General features: G+C 68.3%; 24 protein-coding genes and 1 tRNA gene. 14 read left to right on the plus strand and 11 right to left on the minus strand.

The window, feature by feature from the left end; all coding sequences use genetic code 11:
• Positions 1–15 precede the first annotated feature (15 nt).
• A complete protein-coding gene (locus AB0L53_RS10350) occupies positions 16–1989 on the minus strand; it encodes a right-handed parallel beta-helix repeat-containing protein (RefSeq protein WP_363992664.1) in 1974 nt (657 codons plus the stop codon).
• Between the two features lie 505 nt (positions 1990–2494).
• On the opposite strand from AB0L53_RS10350, the gene AB0L53_RS10355 reads away from it, so the two are divergent.
• The 5 genes from AB0L53_RS10355 to AB0L53_RS10375 all read left to right on the plus strand — a co-directional run bounded on the left by AB0L53_RS10355 (position 2495) and on the right by AB0L53_RS10375 (position 8767).
• Complete coding sequence (locus AB0L53_RS10355) at positions 2495–2893, plus strand: hypothetical protein (RefSeq protein ID WP_363992665.1); 399 nt, start codon at positions 2495–2497, stop codon at positions 2891–2893.
• Between the two features lie 573 nt (positions 2894–3466).
• The gene (locus AB0L53_RS10360) at positions 3467–4579 is read left to right on the plus strand and encodes a hypothetical protein (protein WP_363992666.1); all 1113 of its coding nucleotides are present in this window, start codon (positions 3467–3469) and stop codon (positions 4577–4579) included.
• A gap of 50 nt (positions 4580–4629) precedes the next feature.
• Positions 4630–5127, plus strand: a complete 498-nt coding sequence (locus AB0L53_RS10365) for a hypothetical protein (RefSeq protein ID WP_363992667.1) — start codon at positions 4630–4632, stop codon at positions 5125–5127.
• A gap of 157 nt (positions 5128–5284) precedes the next feature.
• Positions 5285–6970 (plus strand): serine/threonine-protein kinase, encoded by a 1686-nt coding sequence (locus AB0L53_RS10370; protein ID WP_363992668.1) that lies wholly within the window; start codon positions 5285–5287, stop codon positions 6968–6970.
• A 24-nt stretch (positions 6971–6994) separates the two neighbouring features.
• On the plus strand, positions 6995–8767 hold the full coding sequence (locus AB0L53_RS10375) for a WD40 repeat domain-containing protein (protein ID WP_363992669.1): 1773 nt from the start codon (positions 6995–6997) through the stop codon (positions 8765–8767).
• A 73-nt stretch (positions 8768–8840) separates the two neighbouring features.
• On the opposite strand, the gene AB0L53_RS10380 is transcribed toward AB0L53_RS10375, so the two are convergent.
• The 3 genes from AB0L53_RS10380 to AB0L53_RS10390 form a co-directional block, all read right to left on the minus strand.
• Complete coding sequence (locus tag AB0L53_RS10380; RefSeq protein WP_363992670.1) at positions 8841–9254, minus strand: hypothetical protein; 414 nt, start codon at positions 9252–9254, stop codon at positions 8841–8843.
• 88 nt (positions 9255–9342) lie between these two features.
• Positions 9343–9672, minus strand: coding sequence for a hypothetical protein (locus AB0L53_RS10385; RefSeq protein WP_363992671.1), 330 nt, complete (start codon positions 9670–9672; stop codon positions 9343–9345).
• A 186-nt stretch (positions 9673–9858) separates the two neighbouring features.
• Entirely contained in the window at positions 9859–10452 is a 594-nt protein-coding gene (locus tag AB0L53_RS10390) for a TetR/AcrR family transcriptional regulator (protein WP_363992672.1), read from the minus strand.
• Positions 10453–10570: 118 nt separating this feature from the next.
• Between AB0L53_RS10390 and AB0L53_RS10395 the strand changes: the two genes are divergently transcribed.
• On the plus strand, positions 10571–12745 hold the full coding sequence (locus AB0L53_RS10395; protein WP_363992673.1) for an MMPL family transporter: 2175 nt from the start codon (positions 10571–10573) through the stop codon (positions 12743–12745).
• Here AB0L53_RS10395 and AB0L53_RS10400 read toward each other — a convergent pair.
• The 3 genes from AB0L53_RS10400 to AB0L53_RS10410 form a co-directional block, all read right to left on the minus strand.
• Positions 12714–13439 carry an ATP-binding protein gene (locus tag AB0L53_RS10400; RefSeq protein ID WP_363992674.1) on the minus strand — a complete coding sequence of 242 codons (726 nt, stop codon included), beginning with the start codon at positions 13437–13439 and terminating at the stop codon, positions 12714–12716. The two genes, AB0L53_RS10395 and AB0L53_RS10400, sit on opposite strands and share 32 nt — an antisense overlap.
• A gap of 530 nt (positions 13440–13969) precedes the next feature.
• Positions 13970–14043: transfer RNA gene (locus AB0L53_RS10405), tRNA-Pro, on the minus strand.
• 63 nt (positions 14044–14106) lie between these two features.
• Positions 14107–15000: a metallophosphoesterase gene (locus AB0L53_RS10410; protein WP_363992675.1), complete on the minus strand. Its 894-nt coding sequence runs from the start codon at positions 14998–15000 to the stop codon at positions 14107–14109.
• A 99-nt stretch (positions 15001–15099) separates the two neighbouring features.
• Here AB0L53_RS10410 and AB0L53_RS10415 point away from each other — a divergent pair, with 99 nt between their 5' ends.
• The gene (locus AB0L53_RS10415; RefSeq protein ID WP_225302470.1) at positions 15100–15555 is read left to right on the plus strand and encodes a GatB/YqeY domain-containing protein; all 456 of its coding nucleotides are present in this window, start codon (positions 15100–15102) and stop codon (positions 15553–15555) included.
• Between the two features lie 57 nt (positions 15556–15612).
• Here the strand turns inward: AB0L53_RS10415 and AB0L53_RS10420 are convergent, their stop codons facing one another.
• Entirely contained in the window at positions 15613–17793 is a 2181-nt protein-coding gene (locus AB0L53_RS10420; protein ID WP_363992676.1) for a transglycosylase domain-containing protein, read from the minus strand.
• Positions 17794–18070: 277 nt separating this feature from the next.
• Here AB0L53_RS10420 and AB0L53_RS10425 point away from each other — a divergent pair, with 277 nt between their 5' ends.
• A complete protein-coding gene (locus AB0L53_RS10425) occupies positions 18071–18367 on the plus strand; it encodes a WhiB family transcriptional regulator (RefSeq protein ID WP_148036282.1) in 297 nt (98 codons plus the stop codon).
• Positions 18368–18411: 44 nt separating this feature from the next.
• On the opposite strand, the gene AB0L53_RS10430 is transcribed toward AB0L53_RS10425, so the two are convergent.
• Both AB0L53_RS10430 and AB0L53_RS10435 read right to left on the minus strand, forming a co-directional pair.
• The gene (locus AB0L53_RS10430) at positions 18412–19539 is read right to left on the minus strand and encodes an ArsA family ATPase (RefSeq protein ID WP_357954467.1); all 1128 of its coding nucleotides are present in this window, start codon (positions 19537–19539) and stop codon (positions 18412–18414) included.
• Complete coding sequence (locus AB0L53_RS10435; protein ID WP_358180291.1) at positions 19536–20531, minus strand: ArsA-related P-loop ATPase; 996 nt, start codon at positions 20529–20531, stop codon at positions 19536–19538. Before AB0L53_RS10435 ends, AB0L53_RS10430 begins: the two co-directional genes overlap by 4 nt.
• Before the next feature lie 112 nt (positions 20532–20643).
• Here AB0L53_RS10435 and AB0L53_RS10440 point away from each other — a divergent pair, with 112 nt between their 5' ends.
• The 4 genes from AB0L53_RS10440 (at position 20644) to AB0L53_RS10455 (ending at position 22911) form a co-directional block, all read left to right on the plus strand.
• Positions 20644–20799, plus strand: a complete 156-nt coding sequence (locus tag AB0L53_RS10440) for a hypothetical protein (RefSeq protein ID WP_165959776.1) — start codon at positions 20644–20646, stop codon at positions 20797–20799.
• Complete coding sequence (locus tag AB0L53_RS10445) at positions 20796–21254, plus strand: RidA family protein (RefSeq protein WP_363992677.1); 459 nt, start codon at positions 20796–20798, stop codon at positions 21252–21254. Before AB0L53_RS10440 ends, AB0L53_RS10445 begins: the two co-directional genes overlap by 4 nt.
• A gap of 68 nt (positions 21255–21322) precedes the next feature.
• The gene (locus AB0L53_RS10450; protein ID WP_363992678.1) at positions 21323–22126 is read left to right on the plus strand and encodes an NUDIX hydrolase; all 804 of its coding nucleotides are present in this window, start codon (positions 21323–21325) and stop codon (positions 22124–22126) included.
• The gene (locus AB0L53_RS10455) at positions 22123–22911 is read left to right on the plus strand and encodes an MBL fold metallo-hydrolase (protein ID WP_363992679.1); all 789 of its coding nucleotides are present in this window, start codon (positions 22123–22125) and stop codon (positions 22909–22911) included. The genes AB0L53_RS10450 and AB0L53_RS10455 overlap by 4 nt, the downstream gene beginning before the upstream one ends.
• Here the strand turns inward: AB0L53_RS10455 and AB0L53_RS10460 are convergent.
• On the minus strand, positions 22893–23573 hold the full coding sequence (locus AB0L53_RS10460) for a Crp/Fnr family transcriptional regulator (protein ID WP_185069893.1): 681 nt from the start codon (positions 23571–23573) through the stop codon (positions 22893–22895). The genes AB0L53_RS10455 and AB0L53_RS10460 overlap by 19 nt on opposite strands.
• Positions 23574–23635: 62 nt before the next feature.
• Here AB0L53_RS10460 and nth point away from each other — a divergent pair, with 62 nt between their 5' ends.
• Together nth and AB0L53_RS10470 are read left to right on the plus strand one after the other, a co-directional pair.
• Positions 23636–24337 carry an endonuclease III gene (nth, locus tag AB0L53_RS10465; RefSeq protein WP_363992680.1) on the plus strand — a complete coding sequence of 234 codons (702 nt, stop codon included), beginning with the start codon at positions 23636–23638 and terminating at the stop codon, positions 24335–24337.
• 39 nt (positions 24338–24376) lie between these two features.
• The gene (locus tag AB0L53_RS10470) at positions 24377–25024 is read left to right on the plus strand and encodes a CoA pyrophosphatase (protein ID WP_357954479.1); all 648 of its coding nucleotides are present in this window, start codon (positions 24377–24379) and stop codon (positions 25022–25024) included.
• Positions 25025–25052 lie beyond the last annotated feature (28 nt).

The following is a 25052-nucleotide window of genomic DNA, read 5'->3' on the forward strand; positions in this document are numbered from 1 at the left end:
CACCGGGTCTTTCGCTCAAGCATTCCCGGGACGGATCGCCACATCATCAATCTGGAACGCGGGCCCGGCGGTGCTCGCGTTCCAGACAAAGGTCCAGTCGACGCGGGTCGTGCCCGCGGGCGCGGTGAACGTGCCGGCTGCTTCGGTCCAGGCGGTCTTCTGAGCCAGGGAGATGGCGTCGGTACGCAGCACCGTGCCGGACTCGTCGCGCCACCGCACATTCCACGTGACGGCGGGCATGGTCGCCACAGCCTCCCGATACCACAGCGACACGTGGTAGCTCGTACCGGCGACCACACCGCTGTAGCCAGGGTAGTTGTCAAGCGCTACCGCGCTGCCGCCCGACTGAGTGCTGGTCATCTGCAGCGAGCCCGTGCCACCATGCGCGCCGCCGGTCTGGTGCGCCACGCTGGCCCCGTACCACGGGGCGTAAGGCGAGATCGTCGAGCCGGACTCGAAGTCCTGCTCGGTGATCGCAGGCGGTGCGGGCGTACCGCCGTCGAACGTGCTGCCGGCGTCCTGGCCGTACTGGGGGCCGACCCACAGCCCGGGCACGATGCGATTGCCCATGTCGGTGACCCTGAACTGCCACGGTCCTGTGTAGGTGTTGTCGTGCCAGGAGTTGTGCGAGTCGTGGACGATCGACTGCTGGATCACGGCGCCCTTGTACGGGGACCAGTCCGGGTACGTGCCCCAGTTGGACAGCAGGGCCATGTGCCCGCAGTACTGCGTTGGGCAGCCGCCGTTGACGGCACTGGGGTCGAAGGCGAACGTGTTGTGGTGGACGTCGACGTTCTTCGTCCACCAGCGGCAGTCGGTGTAGAGCGGCTCGCTGGCGATGGCGGGAGCCGAGCACTGTGAGGTGTTGGTCGGCCCGACGATCAGCGTGCAGTCGCGGGTCGTCGAGGCGGGGCTGTTGCAGAACCGGTCGGCGTTCGCCCACGCGGTGATCCCGCCCCAGTTGTTCTCGAGCCGGTTGCCGGTGATCTCGATCTTGCTGGTCCGCGCCTTCAAGCGGGGCTCACCATCCGCCTCGGACAGGTAGATCGCCGCTTCGGGGAACGGGTCGCTCTTCGCTGCCCGTTCGGCACCGGAGGCCCAGGCGTTGCCGCGAATGGTGTTGTTCCGGATCACGGCGTTGTAGCTGATCTCGTAGAAGATCGCGAGCGACTCGTTGCGCTCGATGAGGTTGTCCTCGATGAGGAAGTCGTTGTTGTTGGTGTCCGCCCAGACCCCCGGCCCGTGGTTGCCGTGGACCCAGTTGCCGGTCACGTCGGCGCCGTTCACCGCCCAGAACTTCATGCCACCGGTACATCCGCACCCGGGCTCCTGGTGCTCCCAGTCCTCGGTGTTGTTGCCGGTGAACTCGTTGTCCGCCACAACCAGGCCGGTGATGGTGTTGCCGTCTTTGTAAGCGTTCAGGCCGTACTGTCCGTTGTCCTTGAGGCAGTTGCCACGGATCTGGTTCGTGGCCCCGGCCATCAGCCCCGCGCCGGAGTTGTCGCGGATCGTGTTGTGCTCCACGACCCAGCCGTCACCGGAGTCGTGATTGACCACACCCTGATCGCGCGGCGCGACGAACCCGGTGATGGTCAGGTACCGGATCGTGACGCCGGTCGCCTGCTGAGTGAACGCGTACCGGTTCAGCCGCTGCCCGTCCAGTATCGCGCCGGGCGCGCCGATGAACGTCGCGCCGTTGCCGGGCATGATCTGGGAGTACTGGTCGGTGCCCAGCGTGTGCGTGCCGGTCTGGAAGTAGTACGTGGTGTTCGCCTTGCGTAAGTCCACGCCGCTGTTGTCGCCCGCAGGGACCACGACCGCGCCGGCGGGCGGTGTGGTCGGGCCGTTCAGCGACGAGCTGCCGCAGACCGCTGCCGTTGCCGTCGTCGAATTGATTGCCTTGTCGACCGCGTCGCCACTCGCCGGCGTCGCGCCGCCCATGACAACCGTGGCGAGGGCCATCAGCGCCAGTGGCCAGGTTCTTCGCATTCCTGTTCTCCTCTGGATTTTCGGCCAGCCTTAACTGCATTTGGCTGCTGGCCGTCGCCACTGTAGCCAGCTCGCGCCTACCCCTAAGATCGAACTCCGAAAATGGCCTGCGGGCCGATGTCGGCGTCCTGCTGATCAGGGACGGCGATGGACATCACTGTCCCTGAGATGCCCCCTCCCGTGGCACACACATCCGCATGTCAGGCGTGGATGAGGGGCAGCAGGGACAGCGGAGACTGAGGTCTTCGGCTTTCGGCCGTATCCGCAACTTCCGGGACGCGACCTTCCACCGGCCGAACGCCCCAACTGGCCCCACGCCAGCGACAACGGGGCCTTGTTCCTCAACGCCAAGGGCGGACCACCCACCCGTATCTCGGCTGGACCCGGGGCCGGCCTGCGCCCCCGTCCCCATGCCGGTCCCCTCAACGAATCCTCAACAAGTTCTCAACATCGTCCGGCGCACCATGTGGATCGCCAGCTGGTCAACAGGACAAAGGGGGGCAACATGCGATTCGGGACCAAGACGGTTGGAATGCTGGTTACGACCGGCGCGATCATGGCGGCGACACTCGTGAACGGGCCGGCCGCGTCGGCCACCCCGTCTCCATGTGCCGTGTACGACGACTCCATCTCCAACCTGGACGGCGGCTACGGCGTGATGAAGGGCTCCTACAACCTCAAGAAGGGGCCCTACATGGACCGGTGTGGGAACGTGACCATGCTCGGCAGGGGGCAGGTGATCTACTTCCACTGCTGGGTACGGAACCGACACGGCAACCTCTGGGCCTATGGCCGGGTGAAAGGGACGAGCAAGTACGGGTGGATGTCGATCGACAACTTCCGTACCATCCGTCACTCGAACTACGCGACGTGCAGGCCGAACGCCGATCGCGATCACACATAGAAGAACTCCTCGTGAGAATCAAGAACCAGTGTGGCGTGATCGCTTGAGCGATCGTCGGATTTGCTGTTTCCAGCAGGCGGTTCGGCCATTACGGAAAGCGGCACAGGTGCGCTTTCCCGACCGACGCTGCAACCTCGGCCTTATTTCAGAGCCGCTCGCTTTCATCGGCGACTTGATGAGATGGCGGCACGTCAAAGCCCTTTGTGAGAAACGGGCCGAAATTGGACAGGGGGCAGACGAATGGCTGATAAGCCGAGAGCAGCGGCGACACTGCCGGGTTCATCGAGTGGCGTTGAAAATCGAGTGGCGTTGAAAGAGGGTGCCTCCGGCAGGAGACTCCGGATCAAGGGTGCCCATCTATTGGCGCCCGATACGTTCTGTTTTCATGGAAGGATTCGCGTGAATCGGCCCAGGCGCGTAATCGTGGCAGTGGTGGCCGCAGGTCTTCTCACCTCCTGCGGAGGAGGTGCGGGAAGCGATGACTCGGGAAAGTCGCACGGGCCCCGGGCCGGCACGTCGACGCCGTCCTCGTCCGCCTCCCCTGAGCGTGTCGCGCCGAAGACACAGCTGTCGGTGCCCAGCCTCTATGACACCTCCCGCGGCTGGGAGTCGGACCTGCCGGGGGACCAGCTCACCCTGCCGCACTCCGGGGCGGTCGCCGTCTTCCGGCAGGGCGGCAAGAACGACGGCACCTTCACCGTGCTCGATGTGACCAGCGGCCAAAGCCTGTGGAAGAGCGTGGTGAAGGGCCCCGGCCTGATGTCAGCGTTCTCGGTCACCGTGCAGGGAATGGACTACCTGGTCGCTTCCGCGTCCGGCTTTCAGGGCGCGGACGTGGTCAGCAAGGGCCGGCAGGTCACGACCATCGACATCTTCCCGGCCCGTGCCGCTGGAGACGGCGTCAAGCCGGCTCACCATCTCGAACTGGACGGCGAGGGTGCGGTCACCAACGGCGGTGGCGGACTGCTGGTGCAGCTGGACAACGACGTGGTGGTGACCGTGGATCCGGCCACCGGCGCGACGAAGACGTACGACCTGAGGAAGATGAAACCCCCAGCCAGCGAGTGCAAGCTGTGTTTCGCCTCGACCAAGGCCGTAGCCGTCACCCCTCACGGGCCGTTGCTGGCTACCAACACCCAGCCCCGCCGCCACTACTGGGTGCCGGGAGCCTGGTCAGGCGGAACTCTCACCACCAACAGCGACCACAAGCTCTTCATCGCCCCGGTCAAGGACTCCCTCGTCGCGCAGTGGCGCGATGAAGGCGTGCCCAACGACACGTGGGCCGTCCTGGACCCCGCCACGGGAAAGGCTCGCGCCAAGGTCGACTGCGCGCCGGATCAGGGCGTGACGGCCGACGACTCCAAGGGGGCCTCCCTGTCTGCCGACGGCCGCTATCTCGTCCGCGGCCACACGGCCTTCGACTTGGACAAAGGCACCGGCCACTGCTTCGAGGAGACCGACCGCGACAAGCCGGTCCATCTGGCCGGTGTGACCGATGACGGCGTCGCCTTCGGCATCGGCGCCTCGACTGCCGACCAGGCCGACCCGCGGGTCACCATCGACCTCGCCACAGGCCAGGTCCAGCTCGGCAACTACGTCGTGGCTCCCTTCGGCGACTACTCCGGATACGGTCTGTTCTGGGAAGACTCCACAAACACCATGGTCGCCTATCCACACGCCAAGTGACCTCGCGTAGGAGGCCGGTCGCGCTCGCCGCGCACGCGAAGGAGCAGCCCGTGAACGAACTGGTTGACGTCGTCGCCACGTGGTTCGACGGCCGTTCGACCACGAGCATGGTGGTGTGGGGGCGGCCCATGCTGGTGTGGGGGCGTGTCGGGAAGGTCATGTTGTACTTCGCCGCGCTGTCTATCGTGTTGGACCTTCTCGACCCCGAAAAGCTGCGGATGCGGGGCGGCGAATTGACCCGCGTCCACGCGGGGGGCGATGACAATCCGTGCGACGGCGAGCATGAAGATCTGTGCTCCGGACAGCATGATCACATTTCTCTGCGGATCGCCGCGTTCCTGGCGGAACATGTGCCTGACGATCGGCAACGGTTCTTGAAGGGAGGCTGGAGCTGGCTGCTCGCCAAGGCTGCGTGGTGGGCTGTGCGGGGCGCTTTCGAGATGCTTCTCGGCGCGCTTCTGCATCGCACTCGGCCGCTGCATCTGTTCCGCTGGGCGGCGTTCGCTCTGGTGCTTGTCGGCGGACCGCTCGACATGCTCGCCGCATGACTCGTCGCGCCCTGGCCGATCACGCGTACGCTCTCGGCGTGCTTGGGCTCCACGCCGATGTTCAGCACCCGGTTGATGTCCTTGATCTTCAGCCCATCCGGAGTTTCCCGAAATGGCACGCTCAATAGCTCCTCTCACCCCATCCGACCCGCGGCGTTTGGGGCGTTACTGGCTGGCCGGCCGGCTGGGCGCGGGTGGCCAAGGCATCGTCTATGAGGGCTACGGGGAGGCGGGAGAGCGGGTCGCGATCAAGGTCCCCAGGTACGACAGCGCCGAATCGCGCGCCAGACTCGCGAAGGAGGCGGCGGCGGCCCAGCAGGTGGCCTCGTTCTGCACCGCCAAGGTGATCGAGGCACAGGTCAATTCGGCGCCGCTCTACATCGTCAGCGAGTTCGTGCCAGGGCCGAGCCTGCGGCGGGTGGTGGCGGAGTCGGGGCCATACGAGAAGGACGCGCTGCGCCGGCTGGCGATCGGGGTGGCGACCGCGCTGACCGCCATCCACCAGGGCGGGATTGTGCATCGCGATCTCAAGCCGGACAACATCATCATGGGGCCGGACGGACCGCGCCTGATCGATTTCGGTGTGGCCCGTGAGGTGGGGCCGACGACGAGCGGGCCGATCATGGGCACGCCCGGATACATGCCGCCTGAGGTGTTCTCGGGGCGGGGCGCGAGCGAGGCGGCCGACCTGTGGGCGTGGGCGATGGTGGTGCTGTTCGCGGCCCGGGGCAAGGACGTGATTGAGGAGGGGGATCCGGCCGCCGTCATTGGGCGGGTGATGGAGTTCGAGCCGGACGTGTACGGCCTGCCTGAACCCCTGGATGCGCTGGTGGCCGCAGCGCTTGCCCGGGATCCCACGGAGCGGCCGGCCGCCGGGGAGGTGCTGCTGCGGCTGCTGGGCCATGGCGGCCAGGCGCCGCTCCGCCGCGGCGATGACCTGCTCGAACGCGGCCTTACACAGGCGGGTGCCCTGACCGGACGGTCCGAGCCCGATCTGGGCGCGATCGCGGAGGAGCTCTACGGTGAGCTGACCGAGGCCGAGCGTGCGACCGCGCCCGAGGTGTTCCTGCGGATGATCGACGGCGACGAACTCCGGCCCGTCGGCAGGGACGAGCTGCCGGACTCGCCGGCGGTGGACGCGATGCTCACCGTGTTCGGCGCCGCGGGCCTGGTCACCCAGGCTGGTGCCGCGTACGAACTGGCCACGCCCGGGCTCCTGCACGCCTGGCCTCGGCTGCGCGATTGGGTGACGGGCAACCGCGAAGGGCTGCCCGTCCACCGGCGACTCGCCGAGGCGGCCGCGCTGTGGAACGAGCACGGCAGAAGACCGGCCGACCTGCTGCACGGCTCGGTACTCGATCGGACGCTGCAGTGGGCCGCCACCGCGCACAAGGACCTCACGCTGCGACGGCGCGAACGCGAGTTCCTCGACGAGGCGGTGAGCCTGGCCCGTACGAGGGCGAGGAGACGCCGTCTGGTCGCGGCGACCCTGGCCGTACTGCTCGTGGTCGCGCTCGGCGGGCTCGGCACCGCGGAGTACCTGCGCAGGGAGTCGAGCCGCCAGCGCGACGACGCGCTGGCGCGGGAGCTCGCGCTGCGAGCCGCCGACCTGCGGCAGAGCGATCCTCAGGTCGCGAAGCTGCTGAGCGTGGCCGGCTGGCGGTTGAGCCCGGAGTTGCCCGAGACCCGCGGCGCGCTCTACGACTCGCTCTCTCAGACCGCGGTCTCCGTCTTCCTTGACCCTGACTACACGGCCGCGACCGCGCAGAACCTCAGCCAGGACGGCCGCGTGCTCGTGTCCGTGGACGGCGGGACGGCCAGGATCTGGGATGTCACCGGCTAACGGCGGATCGGCGTGCTGTCCGGGGTGAGCGCGGACGTGTTCCAGGCCGCGCTCGCCCCCGACGGGCACACCCTTGCCCTCCTCGACCAGGAGGGGGTACGGCTGTGGGACACGCGCACCGGAAGACCGCTCGGCGCCCCCATCGCCCGTCAAGGCAGGCGATCGGGCGGCGGCACACTGAGCTTCGACGGCTCCGGGCGCTACCTCGCCATCCCCTGGGGAGCGAAAGCCCTGCCCGAATGGTGGGATGTCGCCAAGCGTAAGGAGCTCACCGCACCCTCGGGAGCCGTGCTCAACGCGATCAGCCGGGATGGCCGCTTTGGCTACGTGGTGAAGGGCCATGACGCGGAGTTGTGGGACCTGCGCCGGGGCAAGAGGACGCCGATCCCGCCCGAGCGGGACAAGGGCGTTATCAACCAGACTACCTTCAGCGACGACGGCAAGATGATGATGACCACGGAGCTGGTGAATTCGAGACAGGCGAGCAGGATCCGGATGTTCGAGGTGCCGCCCGGTGAGGAGGTGATGGGCCAGGAGGGCGGGGCGGGCCCGGGGGGCGGGGTGGGCCCGGAGGCCGGTTTCGTCTTCGGCGACGCTTTCATCGCCAACTGGGGCGACCGGGAGCGACTGACCTTGCAGCGGCGCTCCACCCCTAACACGGTGGACAGCGAGGCCATGCCCGCCTTCTTTGACACGGTGTACAGCCAGGCCATGCCCGCCTTCGTCGGCGGGCTCCGCTTCGACCTCGCCGGCCGGGCCGTCCGCTATCTGGATGAGCACGGCGCCGTCCACAGCGAGGACGTCTCGATGGTGTTCGACCCGCCGATCGGCGGCGGCAGCGAGAGCGGGAACGTACGGCTGGCTCCCTCCACGCGCGTGCTGGCCGCGATCTGGGGGGACCGGATAGAGGCCACGGACACGGCGACGGGCCGCGCTTTGCTGAAACTGGTCAGCCGGTCGGGCGGTGGCGGCGCGACCGCCTTCAGCCCCGACGGCCGCCGGCTCGCCCTGGCCGCCGACGACACGGTCCATATCGTCGATCTGACCGGGTCTAAGGCGTCGGCCCGGCTCAAGCTGGGGGGCGGCGTCGAGCAGGGCGCCCAAGCGCTGGCGTTCAGTCCGGACGGACGCACGCTGGCCGTGTCGCGCTCTGGGGAGCGCGGTCGCGTCGAACTGTGGGACCTCGAACGCGGATCTCGACGAGCGGAGACCGGGACGGGCGCGAAAGACCTCGCCTTCCGCCCCGACGGACGGCTGCTCGTGACCGGAAACCCGCTCCAGCTCATCGATCCGGAGAAGGGCGCCACCCTGCCTCCCGAACAGGGCACCGGGCAGCTCGCCGGCGCCTTCGCCTTCAGCCCGGACGGCCGGCAGGTGGCCTTCTCCGGGCCTGGCCGGCTCACTCTGTGGGACGGCGACGTCAGGACCAGAATCGCCGAGTTCCCCGCGGTGCCGGGCAGCGAGGTCACCATGCTGGCCTGGTCGCCTGATGGGCGCACGATCGCGACGTACGAGAAGGGCTTGCGCGTACGTCTCTGGGACGTGCCGAGCCGGCGACCGCTGGGCGTCGTCTTCGACGGCAAGCAGGCGGCGGACGGCGCCGACGGCGGGTGGGTGGCATTCACCGCGGACGGCACGAAACTCCACACCGCCGCCCCCGACGGCACGATCCGTGTGTTCGACGTGGACGAGCGGCACGTGGCCGCGACCCTGTGCGTGCGCGCCGGTCGTACGCTCACCGCCAGTGAATGGTCCCGCCACTTGCCTGGCATCGAACCATTCACGATGTGCCCCTAGCTAGTAGGGCCTTGGTGAGCCCCTCCGCTCTGTTTCCACGACCTTGGATCGTGACGGACGCGCCAGCGCAAAACTAGCCGAAGGCCCTTCGGGGTACTGTGGCGCTCACCGTGGTGCCATTTCCTTGTACGCCATTGACGGTGAGGCGGCCGCCTATTCCTGCCAGCTCGACCCGTCTGCCACCCAGGCTGGCCCCATACGCCTTGGCCGACGTGCCGAGGCCGTCATCGCTGACGGTCAAGCGCAGCCCGCCGGGAGCCACGGTGAGGGCAATGGAGACGGTACGGGCCTGTGCCTGCTGTTCCACTTCCTGCAGAACGTCACGGATCGTGCCATGGACGATCTCGGTGATGAGAGCGGGAAGCGGTTGTTTCGGCAGAGCCCATATCTCCACGGTGATCCCGCTCTGCAGCGACCATTCCGCCAGGTGATCTTCCAGAGCATGCGAGGTGGCCCTGCGACTGCCTGATTCAGAGTTATTGATCATCTGCTTCTTCCACTTCTGGGCAATAAGTCGAGTACGCCTGATCAGGCCCGTCCGGCGGGCAGTCGCGGGCCGCTCTACGCGATTCGGCCTAGCGGACCATCTTGAGCCCGGTGTGCCAGACGTACCCGTGTCCCCCGCCGCCCAGGTTCCAGACTTCGGTCCACTTCCAGGTGGGCTTGTTGTCCCAGCAGTAGCCGTGGAACTTGGTGCCCTTCTTGGCCACCCGGTAGCCGGAGCTGAGGCTCTTGCGCTTGTGCACCTTGACCGCCCACTTCGCCTGGACGACGCAGGGCCACAGAGCGGCCGAGGCCTTGGTGGTGCCTTCGGTGGCGCTGGTGGCGTGCGCTGAGGAGGCCAGCACGCCGGAGGTGAGCGCGGCCGCCACGGCCAGTGTGGCGATCTTTCCTATGGATCTCATGTCCGGAAATGTAGGTTTACAGGTGTTGAGGATATGTTGAGAATCTGTCGAGCTTCCTGGACTGGGCCGCACGCCAGAGGGAGACGCCGTCTACACATCCCACTCGCCGTTCGCTAAGTCACCACGTCCCATGTACTCATCGTGACAAGATCGCCACAACTAGTCAGAGGATCCAGGAAACAGCCCTTAGTTCAGGTAGCACACGAGCATGCGCTTGAGCTCGTCCACGAGCTCGGCGCTCCGCTCGGGCGACTCGGTGGTGATCATAGGCATCACCGCCTTCACCATCGACAACACCATCGTGCCCATGAGCAGGGTCCGGTGCTCGGACAGCCCCGGCCGCAGGCGGCGCAGCATGCCCGCGATCTGCCCGGCGATGTCCTCGTGCAGCCGCTGCGAGGCCGCGGCGAACCTGTCGCCCGTGGCCGAGCCGTAGAGCAGCGACCAGTACGCCGGTGAGCGGCTCTTGAACCGCACGCTCTCGTCCACGAGCTGCCCCACCAGCACCTCCAGTGGGACGTCCGGGGTGACCTCGGCCAGCCTGGCGGCCCAGAACTCCTGGCGGTCGTCGGTGTAGCGGGACACCATCCCGTCCAGGATCTCCTCCTTGTTGCGGAAGAACTGATACAGCGAGCCCGGCGACATCCCCGCCCGCGCGGCGACCTGGTTCGTCGTCATGTCCGGGTACCCGACCTCGGCGATCACCAGTTCGGCGGCGTCGAGGATCTCCGCCATGCGCTTCAGACCCCTCGCCTGTCGGCGGACCGTGCGTTCAGCCATGCGGCACCTCGTTGACAAATGCGAGCATTTACTTGTATTTCTGGTTCGGACAGAAAACACGAGTAGTTTACCGAGTTTTGATCGGAGACCCCATGCGAACCGCCCTGGGACTCACGCGATGACGGTCAGCACGCGGCTCCGCCCCGTCCACGCGGCCACCGCGGAGCCGCCGCTGCGCAGGCTCGGCTACTTTCTGGTCCGCCGCCGCCGGCTCGTCCTGACGCTGGCCCTGCTCGGCCTGATCGTGGCCGGGGTGCTCGCCGCGGGCGCGGTGCCCCGGCTGTCGCTGGCCAGGTTCGAAGCCCCGGGCTCGGAGTCCGACCGGGCGCAGGCCGAGCTGGTCGAGCGGTTCGACACCGGCAACCCCGACATGATCTTCCTGGTGACCGCCAAGAGCGGGACGGTGGACGATCCGGCGGTCGAGGCCGCGGGCAGGGAGCTGACCGCCCGGATCGAGGACGGGGCCGACATCGCCGAGGCGGACTCGTACTGGACCCGCGGCAGACCCGCCACGATGCGCAGCGAGGATGGCAGGCACGCGCTCATCGTGGTCCGCATCCCGGGGGACGCCGACCACGTGAGGGCACAGGTGCTGCCCAAGCTCGTCCCCGAGATCACCCGGGGCACGGACCTGCTGCAGGTGCGGGCCGGGGGCGGGGAGGAGGTCTTCCGTGAGACCGTGCCGCTGGCCAGGCAGGACTTCGTCCGGGCCGAGCTGGTCATCTTCCCGCTGGCGTTCGTGCTGCTCTGGCTCTACCAGCGGCGCGCGATGGCTGCCTTGGTGCCGATCCTGGCCGGCCTGTTCGCGATGATGATCGGCCTCGCGCTGCTCCGTGGCGTCCTTACGTTTACCGAAATTTCGACGTTCGCCCTGAATCTTACGCTGGCCATGGGGCTCGGCCTCGGCATCGACTACTGCCTCTTCGTGATCCAGCGCTTCCGCGAGGAGACGCGGGGCGGCAAGGACCGGGCGGCGGCCGTCGCGGGGGCGGTCGAGCACGCCGGCCGGACCGTGCTGTTCAGCGGCCTGACCGTGGCCACGTCGCTGGCCGTGCTGTTCGCGTTGCCGTTCGACTTCCTGCGCTCCTTCGCGTACTCGGGCATCGCCGTCGTCATCGGCGGCCTGGTCGCGGCCGTGCTGGTGCTGCCCGCCGTACTCGCCTCCATCGGCGGCACGATGCTGCCCAGACGGGAGCGGCCGGAGCGGGCGACGGGGTTCTGGCACGGGCTGGCCACCCGCGTGATGCGCCGGCCGCTGGTGTTCGGCGGCCTGGCGACCGTGCTGCTGCTGGTGCTGGCCTCGCCCTTCCTGGGCCTGCGCTTCGGCGTGGCCGACGACCGCATCCTGCCCCTGGAGGCGTCCTCCCGGCAGACGCAGGAGGTCGTGCGTCAGTCGTTCCCCGCCGAGGAGACCGACGCCATCCAGCTGATCTCGCGCGAGGCGGTGACGGCGGACGTCACGGCGTACGCGACGAGCCTGTCCCGGCTGCCCGGCGTGGCCCAGGTGGACTCTGCCGCCGGGTCGTTCGCCGGCGGGCAGCAGGTGGATGACGGGGACCCGTCCAGGTTCCAGGGCGAGGGCACGTGGCTGTCGGTGGTCCCGTCGGCCGCGGCCCTGGCCGACGACCCCGTGCGGCTCGTCCAGGCCGTACGCGCGGTGCCGCCGCCCTTCGAGGTGCTGGTCGGCGGCTATCCCGCCGAGCTGTCCGACTACCGGGCCTCGGTGGTGGACCGGCTGCCGTTGGTGCTCGCGCTCATGCTGGGCGTGACATTCGTGGTCCTGTTCCTCATGACGCGCAGCCTGATCATCCCGATCAAGGCGACCCTGCTGAACGTCCTCAGCCTCGGCGTCATGTTCGGCGCCATCGTCTGGATCTTCCAGGACGGCAACCTGTCGGGTCTCCTCGGCTTCACCCCGACGGGCACGCTCGACCCCAGCATCCCCATCCTCATGCTCTGTGTGGCCTACGGCCTGTCGATGGACTACGAGGTGTTTCTGCTGTCGCGGATCAAGGAGGAGTACGACAGGACCGGCGACACCGAGCTGGCGGTGGCCGCCGGCCTGCAGCGGGGCGCTCCGCTGATCACCGCGGCCGGCGGCATCCTGGCGCTCACCTTCGCCGCGTACGCCACCGCGCAGGTGTCGTTCGTGCAGATGCTGGGCGTCGGCATGGCGGTGGCCGTACTGGTGGACGCGACCGTGATCAGGGCGGTACTGGTGCCGAGCCTCATGCGCCTGGCCGGACCGCTCAACTGGTGGCCTAGAGGTCGCGCGTCCACCCCTGCTCGGTGACGGCGATCCCGTTCTCCAGTTGGAACCCGGAGGCGTTGCCGTGTGCAAGCGAGGGCCATCGGTCCGCGGCCCACTCCGGCCAGCCCAGCCACCCCGGTGGCGGGCCGGGGATGTCGCCGCCGCCGAGTTCGGCGGCATCTGGTGCCTGGAACTGCTTCCGCCTTTTGTCGATGTCCGCCTCGCTCATCGGAAATGTCGTGTGCGGTGCGGTTGCCTGGCGGTGTGCGACCCGGGCGCGTTGGACGTCCTTGTCGATAGGCAGGTAGATGACTTGGCAGGCTGCCTCGGCCGATGTTGCCAGCCAGCGCAGTGCCGACCGTTCGTCGCGGCTCCAGAGCCCGAAGTCGAGCACGACGTTGGTGCCCAGTCGCAGCGCTTGCAGGGCTAGTGCGATGAGCCGCCCTTCCAGCATGTCGCGCTTGCCGTCGGGCTGCGACCCGTCGAACAGGGAGATCATCCACTCGTCTGGGGTCAGCCGCAGCGCGCGGTGCGCCGCGGCGAGTTCTTCGGCCCGGGTGGTCTTTCCGGCGCCGGGGAGCCCGACCATCAGGAGAAGCTTGGCGGGTTCGGGCCGCACGTCATGGTTCGGCTTCGCTTTCGCGGTGGCTGCGGCCGGCTTGTCGGCGACGGCGAAGGATGCCTCGGACGTGCGAGGGAAGGGATCTTGGTGCGTTGGATGGAACTGCTGCGACATGGATTTGCTCCCCGGATCACGCAGGACGATCCGGCAGCACAGCGAGACACGCGATTGGGCCGCCGGCGGGACACTGATCCGGCGGTACGCCCTGGCACCGACCCCAGCGGGGCAGGCAATGAGGCCGCGGTTTACGGCAACCGCGATACCGCCGCTAACCGGCGGCGCGGATGTTCATAGCGGCGAAGCAACCCATGCCGCCACCATAACCGACAGCACCAGCATGGTCGCGATCAGGCCCAGCGGATCGGCGTCACCATCAGGCCCCATGAGAACGACAACTCGCGACAGTTGAACAGGCGAGCTCACCGGTATCCCATCCGTGCTGGAGGTGCGGTCGGAGCAGCGCTTGAGCCGTGCTTGTCATTTGAACGAGGGTGCAGGCCATGGTCGGCGGCTGATCGATCAAGGTGTTCGGGAAAACTCATTCGAACCCGTCAGTGACCTCTGGAGGCGTTCAGACTTACGGTCAAATGATCAAGGGCCTGGCTCTCGATTTTGAGAACCAGGCCCCTACCTCGGGAACCCTGTCGGGGTGGCGGGATTTGAACCCACGGCCTCTTCGTCCCGAACGAAGCGCGCTGCCAAGCTGCGCTACACCCCGGTGCACGCCCTCTTGCGCGTGCTTGAGAAGTCTAGCTGACTTCGCGGGTGCTTGTGACCGCGTTTATCGGCGCGGGACCAGGGTGAGCAACGAGGCCTCCGGGAAGCAGGCGAAGCGGACCGGGGCGTACGGCGAGGTGCCGAGGCCGGCCGAGACGTGCAGCCAGGCGCTGTCGTGGCGGTTGAGGCCCTTGACGCGGGGCCGGTCGATGCCGCAGTTGGTGACCAGGGCGCCGTAGAACGGGATGCACAGCTGGCCGCCGTGCGTGTGGCCGGCCAGGAGGAGTTGGTAGCCGTCGGCGGCGAAGCGGGTCATGTTGCGGGGCTCGGGGGAGTGCATGACGCCGAGGCGGAGGTCGGCGTCGGCCGGGGCGGGGCCGGCGACGAGGTCATAGCGGTCGCGGTCGATATGGGAGTCGTGGATGCCCGCCACCGCCACGTCGAGGTCGCCGATCTTGAGGCGGGCGGTGGTGTTGTTCATGTCGAGCCAGCCCTCGGCCGCCATGCCGGCGCCGAGCTCCTCCCAGGGGAGGGTCGGGACGTGCTGGCGGCGCTCGTTCTTGGAGGTGCGCCAGAGGTAGCGGGCCGGGTTCTTGGGCTTGGGGGCGTAGAGGTCGTTGGAGCCGTACACGAACATGCCGGGACGGGCCAGCAGGGGCTCCAGGGCGTGCAGGAGCGCGGGTACGGCCTCAGGGTGGGCGATCGAGTCGCCCGTGTTGACGACCAGGTCGGGCTCCAGGGAGCCGAGTGAGCGGACCCAGTTGATCAGCATCCTGCGGCCCGGCGTCAGGTGCAGGTCGGACAGGTGGAGGATGCGTACGGGTCGCTGCCCGCGCTCCAGCACGGGCACGTCGAAGCGGCGCAGCCGGAACCAGTTGCGCTCGACGACGGAGGCGTAACCCAGACCGGCCAGGCCGAGGCCGAGGATGGACAGTGGAATGGCGGCAGCTTTCCTCACCCATTCATGATGCCCGACATCCGGCCCCAGGCGTCCCGAGTACGTGAGATGGGGCTCCGTGAGCACGTAGCCGTCCGTGCAGGCGGCAAGATGGACCGCATGAGCGCATTGAAGGACAAGCTGAAGGCCGATCTGACGGCCTCGCTGAAGAGCCGGGACGAGGTACGTCTCCGGACGATTCGTATGGCACTGGCGGCGGTCAACGTCGAGGAGGTCGCCGGCAAGGCGGCCAGGGAGCTCTCCGACGACGAGATCGTCAAGGTGCTGACCAAGGAGGCCAAGAAGCGCCGGGAGGCGGCTGAGGCGTTCGGGAACGCCGGGCGGGCGGAGCAGGCGCAGGCGGAGCTGGACGAGCAGGCGGTGCTGGAGGAATACCTGCCGGCGCAGCTCTCCGACGAGGAGCTCGGCCGCCTCGTCGACGAGGCCGTCGCCGAGACCGGTGCCGCCGGCCCGCAGGCGATGGGCCAGGTCATGAAGGTCGTCAACCCGAAGGTCGCCGGTCGTGCGGAGGGGGGACGGGTCGCCGCCGCCGTTCGCGCGCGACTGTCCGCCTAGCCAAGTCTCGGGTGCCCGCCACGAACGCGGGCACCCAGGGCACTCAGGCCACTCAGGTCAGTTGCGCCCGCGCCCGCGTCCCCGGTCGTTGTTATCGTCGCGGTTGAACTGGTCGAACTGGTCGAAGAAGTTGTCCGGCGGGCCGCCCTGCTCGTCGTCCTTCTTCTCCTTCTTTGGCTTGGGGGCGCAGTTGTCGGCGCAGCCGCCGAACCGCTCGTGGTTGACCGGCGTGAACTCGGTGGGTTCGACGCCCTTGAGCGCCCCCATCATCGCCTGCTTCCAGATGCGGCCCGAGATCGACGCCCCGTACACGTAGCTGTAGTAGCGGCCGCCGATGGTGACGCCGATCAGGTTATGGGTGAAGGCGCCACGCGGGTCGCCGAGGCTGACGGCGGAGGCCAGGTTCGGGGTGTAACCGGCGAACCAGGCGGCCGTGTAGCCGTCGGTGGTGCCCGTCTTGCCCGCCGCGTCCCGGCCGATGCCGCCGACCTCACGCATCGTGCCCTTAGTGAACACGCCCGAGAGGATGCCGCTGACGGCGTCGGCGACCTCCTCCTCCATGACCTTGGAGCACTTGGGCTTGTACTGGGTGGCCTTGCCGTTGCGGTCCTTGATCTCGGTGATCGCCAGCGGCTTGCAGTACTGGCCGCGTGAGGCGAAGACGGCGTAGGTGCTGGAGACGGTGACCGGGTCCACCTCGTTGATGCCGAGCGTGAACGTCTCGAACTCCCGCAGCTTCGCGCCGTCGGCCCGCTTGAGCCCGATCCGCTTGGCCAGCTTGACGACCTTGCAGAGCGTGACGCGCTCCTCCAGTCGCATGAAGAAGGTGTTGACCGAGCCCCAGGTGCCGGTCTGCAGCGTCTTGAAGCCGCCGCCGCCCTCGCTGGAGTTGCGTACCTCGTGCGTGGGGTCGCCGACCCGCTTGCCGTCGCAGTTCTTGAACGCGCCGTAGCCGGACGCGGTGAAGCCGGCGGGCGCCGGGTAGCCGTCCCCGTACTTCAGGCCCTCCTCGAGCGCTGTGGCGAGCGTGTAGGCCTTCGCCGTCGAGCCCTGCTGGAAGCCGCCGCCACCGCCGTGCTTGGCGTCGGCGACGACGTTGTAGCTCATCTCGTTCTTCTTCTTGCTGCCGCCGAACTTGCGCGAGGCCGCCATCGCCTTGATCTCGCCGGTGCCCGGCACGACCATCGCCTGCGAGGCCACCGGCTTGTCCTTGGTGCTGACGTACTCCTTGATGGCCTTCTCAGCGGCTTTCTGCATCTTCGGGTCGATCGTGGTCTTGATGGTGAGACCGCCGCGCTGGAGCAGTTTGAGGCGCTCCTTGGGGGTCTTGCCGAAATCCTCGTTGTTGAGGATCTCGTTCTGGACGTAGAGGCAGAAGTACGGGTACTTGCTCTCCTCGCAACCGCCTTCGACCTTGGTGTCCTTGAAGACGAGCTTCTTGGCCTTGGCCTCGGTGGCCTCCTGCGGCGTGATCTTGCCGAGCTCGGCCATCCGGTCGAGGACGACGTTGCGGCGGGCCTTCAGCAGCTCCCTGCTCGCCTTGCTGACGTTCGGGTCGGTCCTGTTGGGGTTCTGGACGGCGCCCGCCAGCGTGGCCGCCTCCACGAGGTTGAGCGCGGAGGCCGGCTTGCCGAAGAAGCGCTTGGAGGCGGCCTGGATGCCGTGCGCACCGGCGCCGAAGTAGGCGATGTTCAGATATTTCTCAAGGATCTGGTCCTTGGAGTACTTCTTCTCGACCGCCATGGCGTAGCGCAGTTCGTTGAGCTTGCGGCCGACGCTGGTCTCGATGGCCGCGGCCTGCTCCTCTTTGGTCTCGGCCGAGTTGAGGAGTACCTGCTTGACGTACTGCTGTGTGATCGACGAGCCACCCTGGGTCACGCCGCCCTGGGTGAGGTTCTTGACGAGGGCTCGGGCCGTGCCCTCCACGTCGATCGGGCCGTGCTGATAGAACCGGAAGTCCTCGATCGAGATCAGCGCCGTCCGCATGATGGGGGCGACCTTGTCGAGACTCACCGATTCGCGGTTCTCGTAGAAGAACTGGGCTATCTTCTTGCCGTTGGCGTCCAGCAGTTCCGTGCGCTCGGGCAACGGGGGTTCGGCCAGGTCCTCGGGCTTCAGGTTGATCCCCGTCATCGCGGACTTGGCGGATATCCCCGCCCCACCGACCGCGGGAAGGGCTATGGCGGCCGTGAGCACTCCCGCCACCGCGCCCGCGGCGATCAGCCGCGCGATGTTCAAGATCGGCGAGGAACGATCTTTGCCCTGAGCTTGCACAAGTCCAAGAGTACGTCGAATGAGTGACCTTATCGGTAACTCGGCACCATTTCGCCTTGACTGACGGGGGTGACTAGTCATTCCCGGTCAAGACTCCAGCGAGAAATTGGTCCTCTGGGGTCTGTCGGCCCGAACGTCTAGTTGCGTACGTTCTCCTCTGCGGCAACTGAATACGGAGGCTCGGCGCCCGCGCCCGTCGGCCCCAAATGACGACTGACCACCTAAGGGGAGTGGGGTCGAAATGTGGATCACGGATTGGACCTCCCGTGCCGCCTGTCGAGGAGCGGACCCGGACGCACTGTTCGTCCAGGGAGCCGCACAGAACAGGGCGAAGCTGATCTGCCGAGGATGCCCGGTCCGTACCGAATGCCTCGCCGATGCGCTGGACAACCGCATCGAGTTTGGCGTGTGGGGCGGCATGACGGAACGGGAACGACGGGCTCTGCTACGGCGGCGTCCTGACGTGGACTCATGGCGAGAGCTGCTTGAGTCTGCCAAGGAAGAGTACGAACGGACTAACGAGCTGATCGCAGGCTGACCCTAGCCTCGGGCGTACGGCCGGTGCTCGCACCGGCCGTACTCTCATGTGCTCGCGAGGAGTTCCCCGATCCGGCGCAGACCCGCTAGATCGTGGACATCCTCCGACATCGCACGTACCTGGACGACCGGCACTGTGGGGTGGGCCGACAGGAAATGGTCCTGCTCCCGGTGTTCGCGGGCGGCGAGTTGCATTCTGCCGGTGTGCAGCCGCAGTACGGCGGCGGTCAACTCGTGTTCGCCCCGCGACTCCAGGTCTTCCGCCGCGGCGGCGCTGCGCGCGGCCGAGAGCGCCGCTGCGGTGGGTTCGTGCACCCGGTTGACCACCAGGCCAGCCAGGGGCATGCGCTCCTCAGCGAGCCGCTCGACGAAGTAGGAGGCCTCACGCATCGCGTCGCGCTCCGGTGCGGCCACCACCACGAAAGCCGTACCCGGCGCCTGGAGCAGCCGATAGGTCATCTCCGCGCGCTGCCTGAACCCGCCGAAGACCGCGTCCAACGCCGACACGAACGTCTGCAGGTCCTTGATGACCTGCGCGCCCAGCAGCTTGGTCATGGCGCCCGCCATGATCCCGAACCCGGCGTTGAGCAGCCGGAACGCGCTCCGCCCTCCCGCCTTGGCCGGCGCGGTCAGCAGCCGGATGAACCTCCCGTCGAGGAAACGGCCGAGCCGCTCGGGGGCGTCGAGGAAGTCGAGCGCCGACCGCGAGGGCGGCGTGTCGACGATGATCAGATCCCACTCGTCCGAGCGGCGCAGCTGGCCCAGCTTCTCCATCGCCATGTACTCCTGGGTGCCGGCGAAGCTGGAGGACAGCGACTGGTAGAACGGGTTCGACAAGATCTGGCGGGCCCGGTCGGGGTCGGCGTGCGCCTCGATGATCTCGTCGAACGTCCGCTTCATGTCCAGCATCATCGCGAACAGCTGGCCGCCGCCCTCGGGTGAGCTGATCAGGCGCGGGGTGTTGTCGAGCTCGGTGAGCCCCATCGACTGCGCCAGCCGCCGCGCGGGGTCGACGGTCAGCACGACCGCGCACCTGCCGCGCTCGGCGGCCCGCAGCCCCAGCGCGGCGGCCGTCGTGGTCTTGCCCACGCCGCCGGCGCCGCAGCAGACGATGATCCGGGTGCCCTGGTCGTCGAGAATGGCGTCGACGTCGAGTACGGGGGGCTTCTTCACGCTGCTCCCTGGGTGCGGATGGCCTCGGCCAGCTCGTACAGGCCGCTCAGATCGACGCCGTCGGCCAGCAGCGGCAACTCATAGGACGGCAGCGTCGCCTCCGCCAGAGAGGCGCGCTCGGCTCGCTCCAGCTCGGTACGGCGGGCATGCTCGGCGACCTCTTCCGCCAGAGCCTCCGCCACTGTGGAGGCGCCGTCGGACAGACCGGCCGCCTTGAGCCCGAGTGTGAGCTCGGCGACATCGAATCGGCCCTTGACAGCACTGTCAAGTGCGGCCTGTGGAAGCAGTGATTCACGAACCATGTTGATGAAGATTCCGCCGGGCGGCAGCCCCGCCGACCGCAATTCGGCGATGCCGTCGAGCGTCTCCTGAACCGGCATCTCCTCCAGCAAGGTGATGAAGTGCACCGCCGTTTCCGGAGATTTCACGACCTTGCTCACCAGATCGGAGTGGTTCTTGATCGGGCCGACTCTGGCCAGCCCGGCGACCTCCTGAGTGACGTTCAGGAAGCGCGAGATGCGGCCGGTCGGCGGCGCGTCGAGCACGACGGCGTCATAGATCCGCTTGCCGTTCTTGCCGCGCCTGCGTACGGCCTCGGAGGTCTTGCCGGTGACGAGGACGTCGCGGAAACCGGGGGCCACGGTGGTCGCGAAGTCGACGATGCCCATCTTGGTCAGCGCCCGCCCCGCCCTGCGCATGCCGTAGAACATCTCCATGTATTCGAGCATGGCCTCCTCAGGGTCTATGGCCAGCGCGTAGACGTCGCCGCCTGATGGGGCCACGGCGATCCGGCGCTCCTCGTACGGCAGCGGTGGCAGGTCGAAGATCTGCGCGATGCCCTGCCTGCCCTCCACCTCGACGAGCAGCACCTTGCGCCCGCCCGAGGCCAGTGCCAGGGCGAGGGCCGCGGCGACCGTGGTCTTGCCTGTGCCGCCCTTGCCGGTGACCACGTGCAGCCGCACGCCGTCCCAATCGGTGTCCCGAGAGTCCACGTTTCGAGGCTACCGAACGGTCACTTGCCGAATGCCGACGACCACCCTTTGAGATAGCTCACATCGTGGCGTGCGGTGCGCCCCGGGTTGCGCTTCTCCTACGCTGGCCTCCATGAAGAAATGGGAGTACCTGACGGCTCCGGTGCTGATCCACAACACCAAGATGATCCTGGACAACTTCGGGGCCGACGGCTGGGAACTGGTCCAGATCCTGCAGGGTGCCACGCCCGAGCAGCTTGTCGCCTACTTCAAGAGGGAGAAGCAGTGACGCCCGAAGAGAAGATCACCGAACTCGGGCTGACGCTGCCCGAGGTCGTCGCGCCGCTGGCCGCCTATGTGCCGGCCGTACGGACCGGCAACCTCGTCTACACCTCGGGCCAGGTGCCCATGGTCGACGGCAAGCTCGCGCAGACCGGCAAGGTCGGCGCCGAGGTCGGCCTCGACGACGCCCGCGAGCTGGCCCGGATCTGCGCGCTCAACGCCCTGGCCGCGCTGAAGTCCGAGGTCGGCGACCTGGCGAAGGTCGTGCGGATCGTCAAGGTCGTGGCGTTCGTGGCCAGCGACCCGGCCTTCACGCAGCAGCCCCAGGTCGCCAACGGCGCGAGTGAGCTGCTCGCCGAGGTGCTGGGTGATGCGGGCAAGCACGCCCGCAGCGCCGTGGGCGTGGCGTCCCTGCCGCTCGACGCTCCGGTCGAAGTGGAGCTGATCGCCGAGGTCTCCTGAGAGTCGGGATATGTCACCATGACCCGAGTGATGTTCTAGAAGCCTGAGTTGTTCTAGAAGGAGGTCATGTGACTGGTCTTCAACTCCCAGACGAGCTCGCCGAGCGGGCGAGGGACATCCTCGCCGGACGCGTCCAGCCGGTCCCCGCGCGGGACGCCGCCACGGTGGTCATCCTGCGTGAGGGGCCGGAGGTCTATCTGCTCCGGCGCAAGTCCACGATGGCCTTCGCCGCGGGCGCGTACGTCTTCCCCGGCGGCTCGGTCGATCCCCGTGACACCGACCACGCCGTCGCCTGGGCCGGGCCGTCTCCGGCGGAGTGGGGCACAGTCTTCGGCGCGGACGAGGGGGTCGCGCGCGGGCTGGTCTGCGCGGCCGTACGGGAGACGTTCGAGGAGTCGGGGGTGCTGCTCGCGGGGCCGGGGCCCGATTCGGTGGTCGACGACACCACGGGAGGCGACTGGGAGGCCGACCGGCTCGCGCTGATCGACAGGAGCCTGTCCTTCGCCGACTTCCTCGCCAAGCGCGGCCTGGTGCTCCGCTCGGACCTGCTCAAGCCGTGGGCGCACTGGATCACGCCGGAGATCGAGGCCCGGCGCTTCGACACCCGCTTCTTCGCCGCCGTACTCCCTGAGGGGCAGCGCACCCGCGACGTCGGCGGCGAAGCCGACCAGGTCGACTGGAAGCGCCCGGCCGACGCCGTCGAGCTGGCGCACGAGGGAAAGATCTTCCTGATGCCACCCACCTATCGCACGCTGACCGAGCTGGCCGCCTGCGACTCCGTGGCGGACGTCCTGGCCGCGCGGCGGGAGATCGTCACGATCCTGCCCAGGGTCGTGGAGGTCGACGGCGAGTTCCAGCTGGTGACGACATGAGCGGTCTGCACATTCCGGCCGGCTCGCCCGACGGATCCCGTACGACCCACGCCGAGAACCTGCTCGCGCCCAACCCGTCGCCCATGACCCTGGACGGCACCAACACCTGGATCATCGGCGACCGGGACACCATCGTCATAGATCCGGGCCCCGACGACGAGGGGCACCTGCGCCGGGTCGCCGACCACCTGGCCGAGCGCCGGGTGAGCTGGATCCTGCTCACCCACGGCCACCACGATCACAGCGGCGGCGCCCGGCGCTTCGCCGAGCTGGTCGGCGCGCCCGTGCGGGCGCTCGACCCCAAGCACCGGCTCGGCGACGAGGGGCTGGGCGACGGCGACGTGGTGACCGCCGGTGACGTCGAGGTGCGCGTGTACGGCACGCCGGGGCACTCGTTCGACTCGCTCTGCTTCTGGCTGCCCCAGGACCAGGCCATGCTGACCGGCGACACCGTGCTCGGCCGCGGCACCACGGTGATCGCCCCCGACGGCGACCTGGCCGACTATCTGCGCAGCCTCGACCGGCTCAGGGCCATGGCCGACGAGCTGGGTGTGGCGGCGCTGCTGCCGGGCCACGGTCCGGTGCTGGCCGACCCGATCGGCGTACTGGACGGTTATATCGCGCACCGGCGCCAGCGCCTCGACCAGATCAGGGCGGCGCTGCGGCAGGGCGCCAAGACGCCCCGCCAGATCGTGGAGATCGTCTACAGCGACGTCGACACCTCGCTCTGGCCCGCGGCCGAGATGTCGGTGCGGGCCCAGCTGGACTACCTGGAGCGGTTGTAGAGGCGGTCCATGTCGAGGATGACCACGGCCTTGGCCTCGATGCGCAGCCAGCCACGCTGCGCGAAGTCGGCGAGTGCCTTGTTGACCGTCTCGCGGGAGGCGCCGACGAGCTGGGCCAGCTCCTCCTGGGTGAGATCGTGGTGGACGCGCAGCCCGTCGTCGGTCTTGGTGCCGAACCGCTCGGCCAGGTCGAGCAGCTGCTTGGCCACCCGGCCGGGCACGTCGGTGAAGACCAGGTCGGCCAGCACGTCGTTGGTGCGCCGCAGCCGCTGGGCCAGCGCCCGCAGCAGGTGGAGCGCCACCTCGGGCCGGCCGGTTAGCCAGGGGCGCAGGTCGTCGTGGCCCAGCCCGGCCAGGCGCACGTCGGTCAGCGCGGTCGCGGAGGCCGTACGGGGGCGCGGGTCGAACAGCGACAGCTCGCCGAACATCTCGCTCGGGCCGAGCACGCTGAGCAGGTTCTCGCGGCCGTCGGGCGAGGTGCGCGATAGTTTGATCTTGCCTTCAAGCACGACGTAGAGCCGGTCGCCCGTCTCGTTCTCGTGGAAGAGCGTCTGCCCCTTGGACAGCTGGACTTCGGTGATGCTCGTCCGTAGCGCCGCGGCGCTCTCGCGGTCAAGCGCGGCGAACAGGGGGGCCTTGCCCAGCACATCTTCGGTGTTCACTCTGCCTCCTCTGCTGCCATTGTGACGCACCCCACTCCAGGCGGCGCACGTAGGCTATGGGAATGCCCACTGAGTCCAGGCTCGCCCTCGTGCGTCGCGCACGCCGGATGAATCGCATCCTGGCGGAAACCTACCCCGAGGCTCATTGCGAGCTCGACTTCGGTACCCCGCTCGAACTGCTGGTCGCGACGATCCTCTCGGCGCAGTGTACGGACAAGAGGGTCAATATGGTTACTCCGCTACTCTTCGCCAAGTACCCGACGGTGGATGACTATGCGGGCGCCGACCGAGCCGAGATGGAAGAGATCATCCGCTCGACGGGGTTCTTCCGGGCCAAGACCAACAGCATCATCGGCATGGCCCAGGCGGTGTGCGAGCACCACGGCGGGGTGGTGCCCGGCAAGCTGAAGGACCTGGTCAAGCTGCCCGGCGTGGGCCGCAAGACCGCCAACGTGGTGCTCGGCAACGCCTTCGGCGCGCCCGGGCTCACCGTCGACACCCACTTCCAGCGGCTGGTCCGCCGCTTCGGCTGGACCGACGAGACCGACCCGGTCAAGATCGAGCACGTGGTGGGGGAGCTGATCCCCAAACGTGAGTGGACGATCTTCTCGCACCGGGTCATCTGGCACGGGCGCCGCATCTGCCACGCGCGTACGCCGGCCTGCGGCGTCTGCCCGCTGGCCGCCCTCTGCCCCTCGTACGGCACGGGCCCCACGGACGCCGCCAAGGCCCAGAAGCTCGTCAGACCGGGCCCCTTTTCCTGAGTAGGGAAGTCCCCGAACCCCTGGTGTGTTGGAGATTGCGTGACTCAGGTGCCCGACTGGCTCGACACGCTCGCGGCGCAGGCCGTACTCACTTCGGTGCCCGCCGGGCTGCGCCCGCCCGCTGAGGGAGGGCGGCCCGCGGCGGTCCTGCTGCTGTTCGGCGAGGGCCCGCTCGGGCCCGACGTGCTGCTCATCCAGCGCAGCTCGCGCGGGCGCAGGCACGCGGGCCAGCCGGCCTTCCCCGGCGGCGGCGTGGACCCGGAGGACGGCGGGCCCGTCGGGGCGGCGCTGCGCGAAGCCGAGGAGGAGACCGGTCTCGATCCACGGGGCGTGACCGTGCTCTGCACGATGCCCGAGCTCTACATCTGGCGCAGCGACAACCGGGTCACACCGGTCGTCGGCTGGTGGCGTACCCCGTCGGCGGTGCACGCGGCCTCGCCCGCCGAGGTCGAGTCCGTGGAACGGGTGCCGATCGCCGAGCTGGTCGATCCGGGCAACCGGTTCACGCTGCGGCATCCGGGCGGCTACGCCGGGCCCGCCTTCCGGGTGCGCGGGATGCTGGTGTGGGGGTTCACCGCGATGGTGCTCGACGGGGTGCTGCGCGAAGGCGGGCTTGAGCGGCCGTGGGACCCCGGGCGGGTGGAGGAGATGCCGCCCGACGTCCTGGACATGGCCTCACGGGGCTGAAGCACCGCTTCAGACGGAGCTGTGGGCG

Origin of the sequence: Nonomuraea sp. NPDC052129 (assembly GCF_040680095.1) — a bacterium.
Taxonomy (GTDB): Bacteria; Actinomycetota; Actinomycetes; order Streptosporangiales; family Streptosporangiaceae; genus Nonomuraea.

Coding starts and splice junctions, on each gene's coding strand:
- AB0L53_RS10350 (WP_363992664.1), bottom strand. CDS start 1,989: ATGCGAAGAACCTGGCCACTGGCGCTGATGGCCCTCGCCACGGTTGTC.
- AB0L53_RS10355 (WP_363992665.1), top strand. CDS start 2,495: ATGCGATTCGGGACCAAGACGGTTGGAATGCTGGTTACGACCGGCGCG.
- AB0L53_RS10380 (WP_363992670.1), bottom strand. CDS start 9,254: ATGATCAATAACTCTGAATCAGGCAGTCGCAGGGCCACCTCGCATGCT.
- AB0L53_RS10385 (WP_363992671.1), bottom strand. CDS start 9,672: ATGAGATCCATAGGAAAGATCGCCACACTGGCCGTGGCGGCCGCGCTC.
- AB0L53_RS10390 (WP_363992672.1), bottom strand. CDS start 10,452: ATGGCTGAACGCACGGTCCGCCGACAGGCGAGGGGTCTGAAGCGCATG.
- AB0L53_RS10395 (WP_363992673.1), top strand. CDS start 10,571: ATGACGGTCAGCACGCGGCTCCGCCCCGTCCACGCGGCCACCGCGGAG.
- AB0L53_RS10400 (WP_363992674.1), bottom strand. CDS start 13,439: ATGTCGCAGCAGTTCCATCCAACGCACCAAGATCCCTTCCCTCGCACG.
- AB0L53_RS10415 (WP_225302470.1), top strand. CDS start 15,100: ATGAGCGCATTGAAGGACAAGCTGAAGGCCGATCTGACGGCCTCGCTG.
- AB0L53_RS10425 (WP_148036282.1), top strand. CDS start 18,071: ATGTGGATCACGGATTGGACCTCCCGTGCCGCCTGTCGAGGAGCGGAC.
- AB0L53_RS10440 (WP_165959776.1), top strand. CDS start 20,644: ATGAAGAAATGGGAGTACCTGACGGCTCCGGTGCTGATCCACAACACC.
- AB0L53_RS10455 (WP_363992679.1), top strand. CDS start 22,123: ATGAGCGGTCTGCACATTCCGGCCGGCTCGCCCGACGGATCCCGTACG.
- nth (WP_363992680.1), top strand. CDS start 23,636: ATGCCCACTGAGTCCAGGCTCGCCCTCGTGCGTCGCGCACGCCGGATG.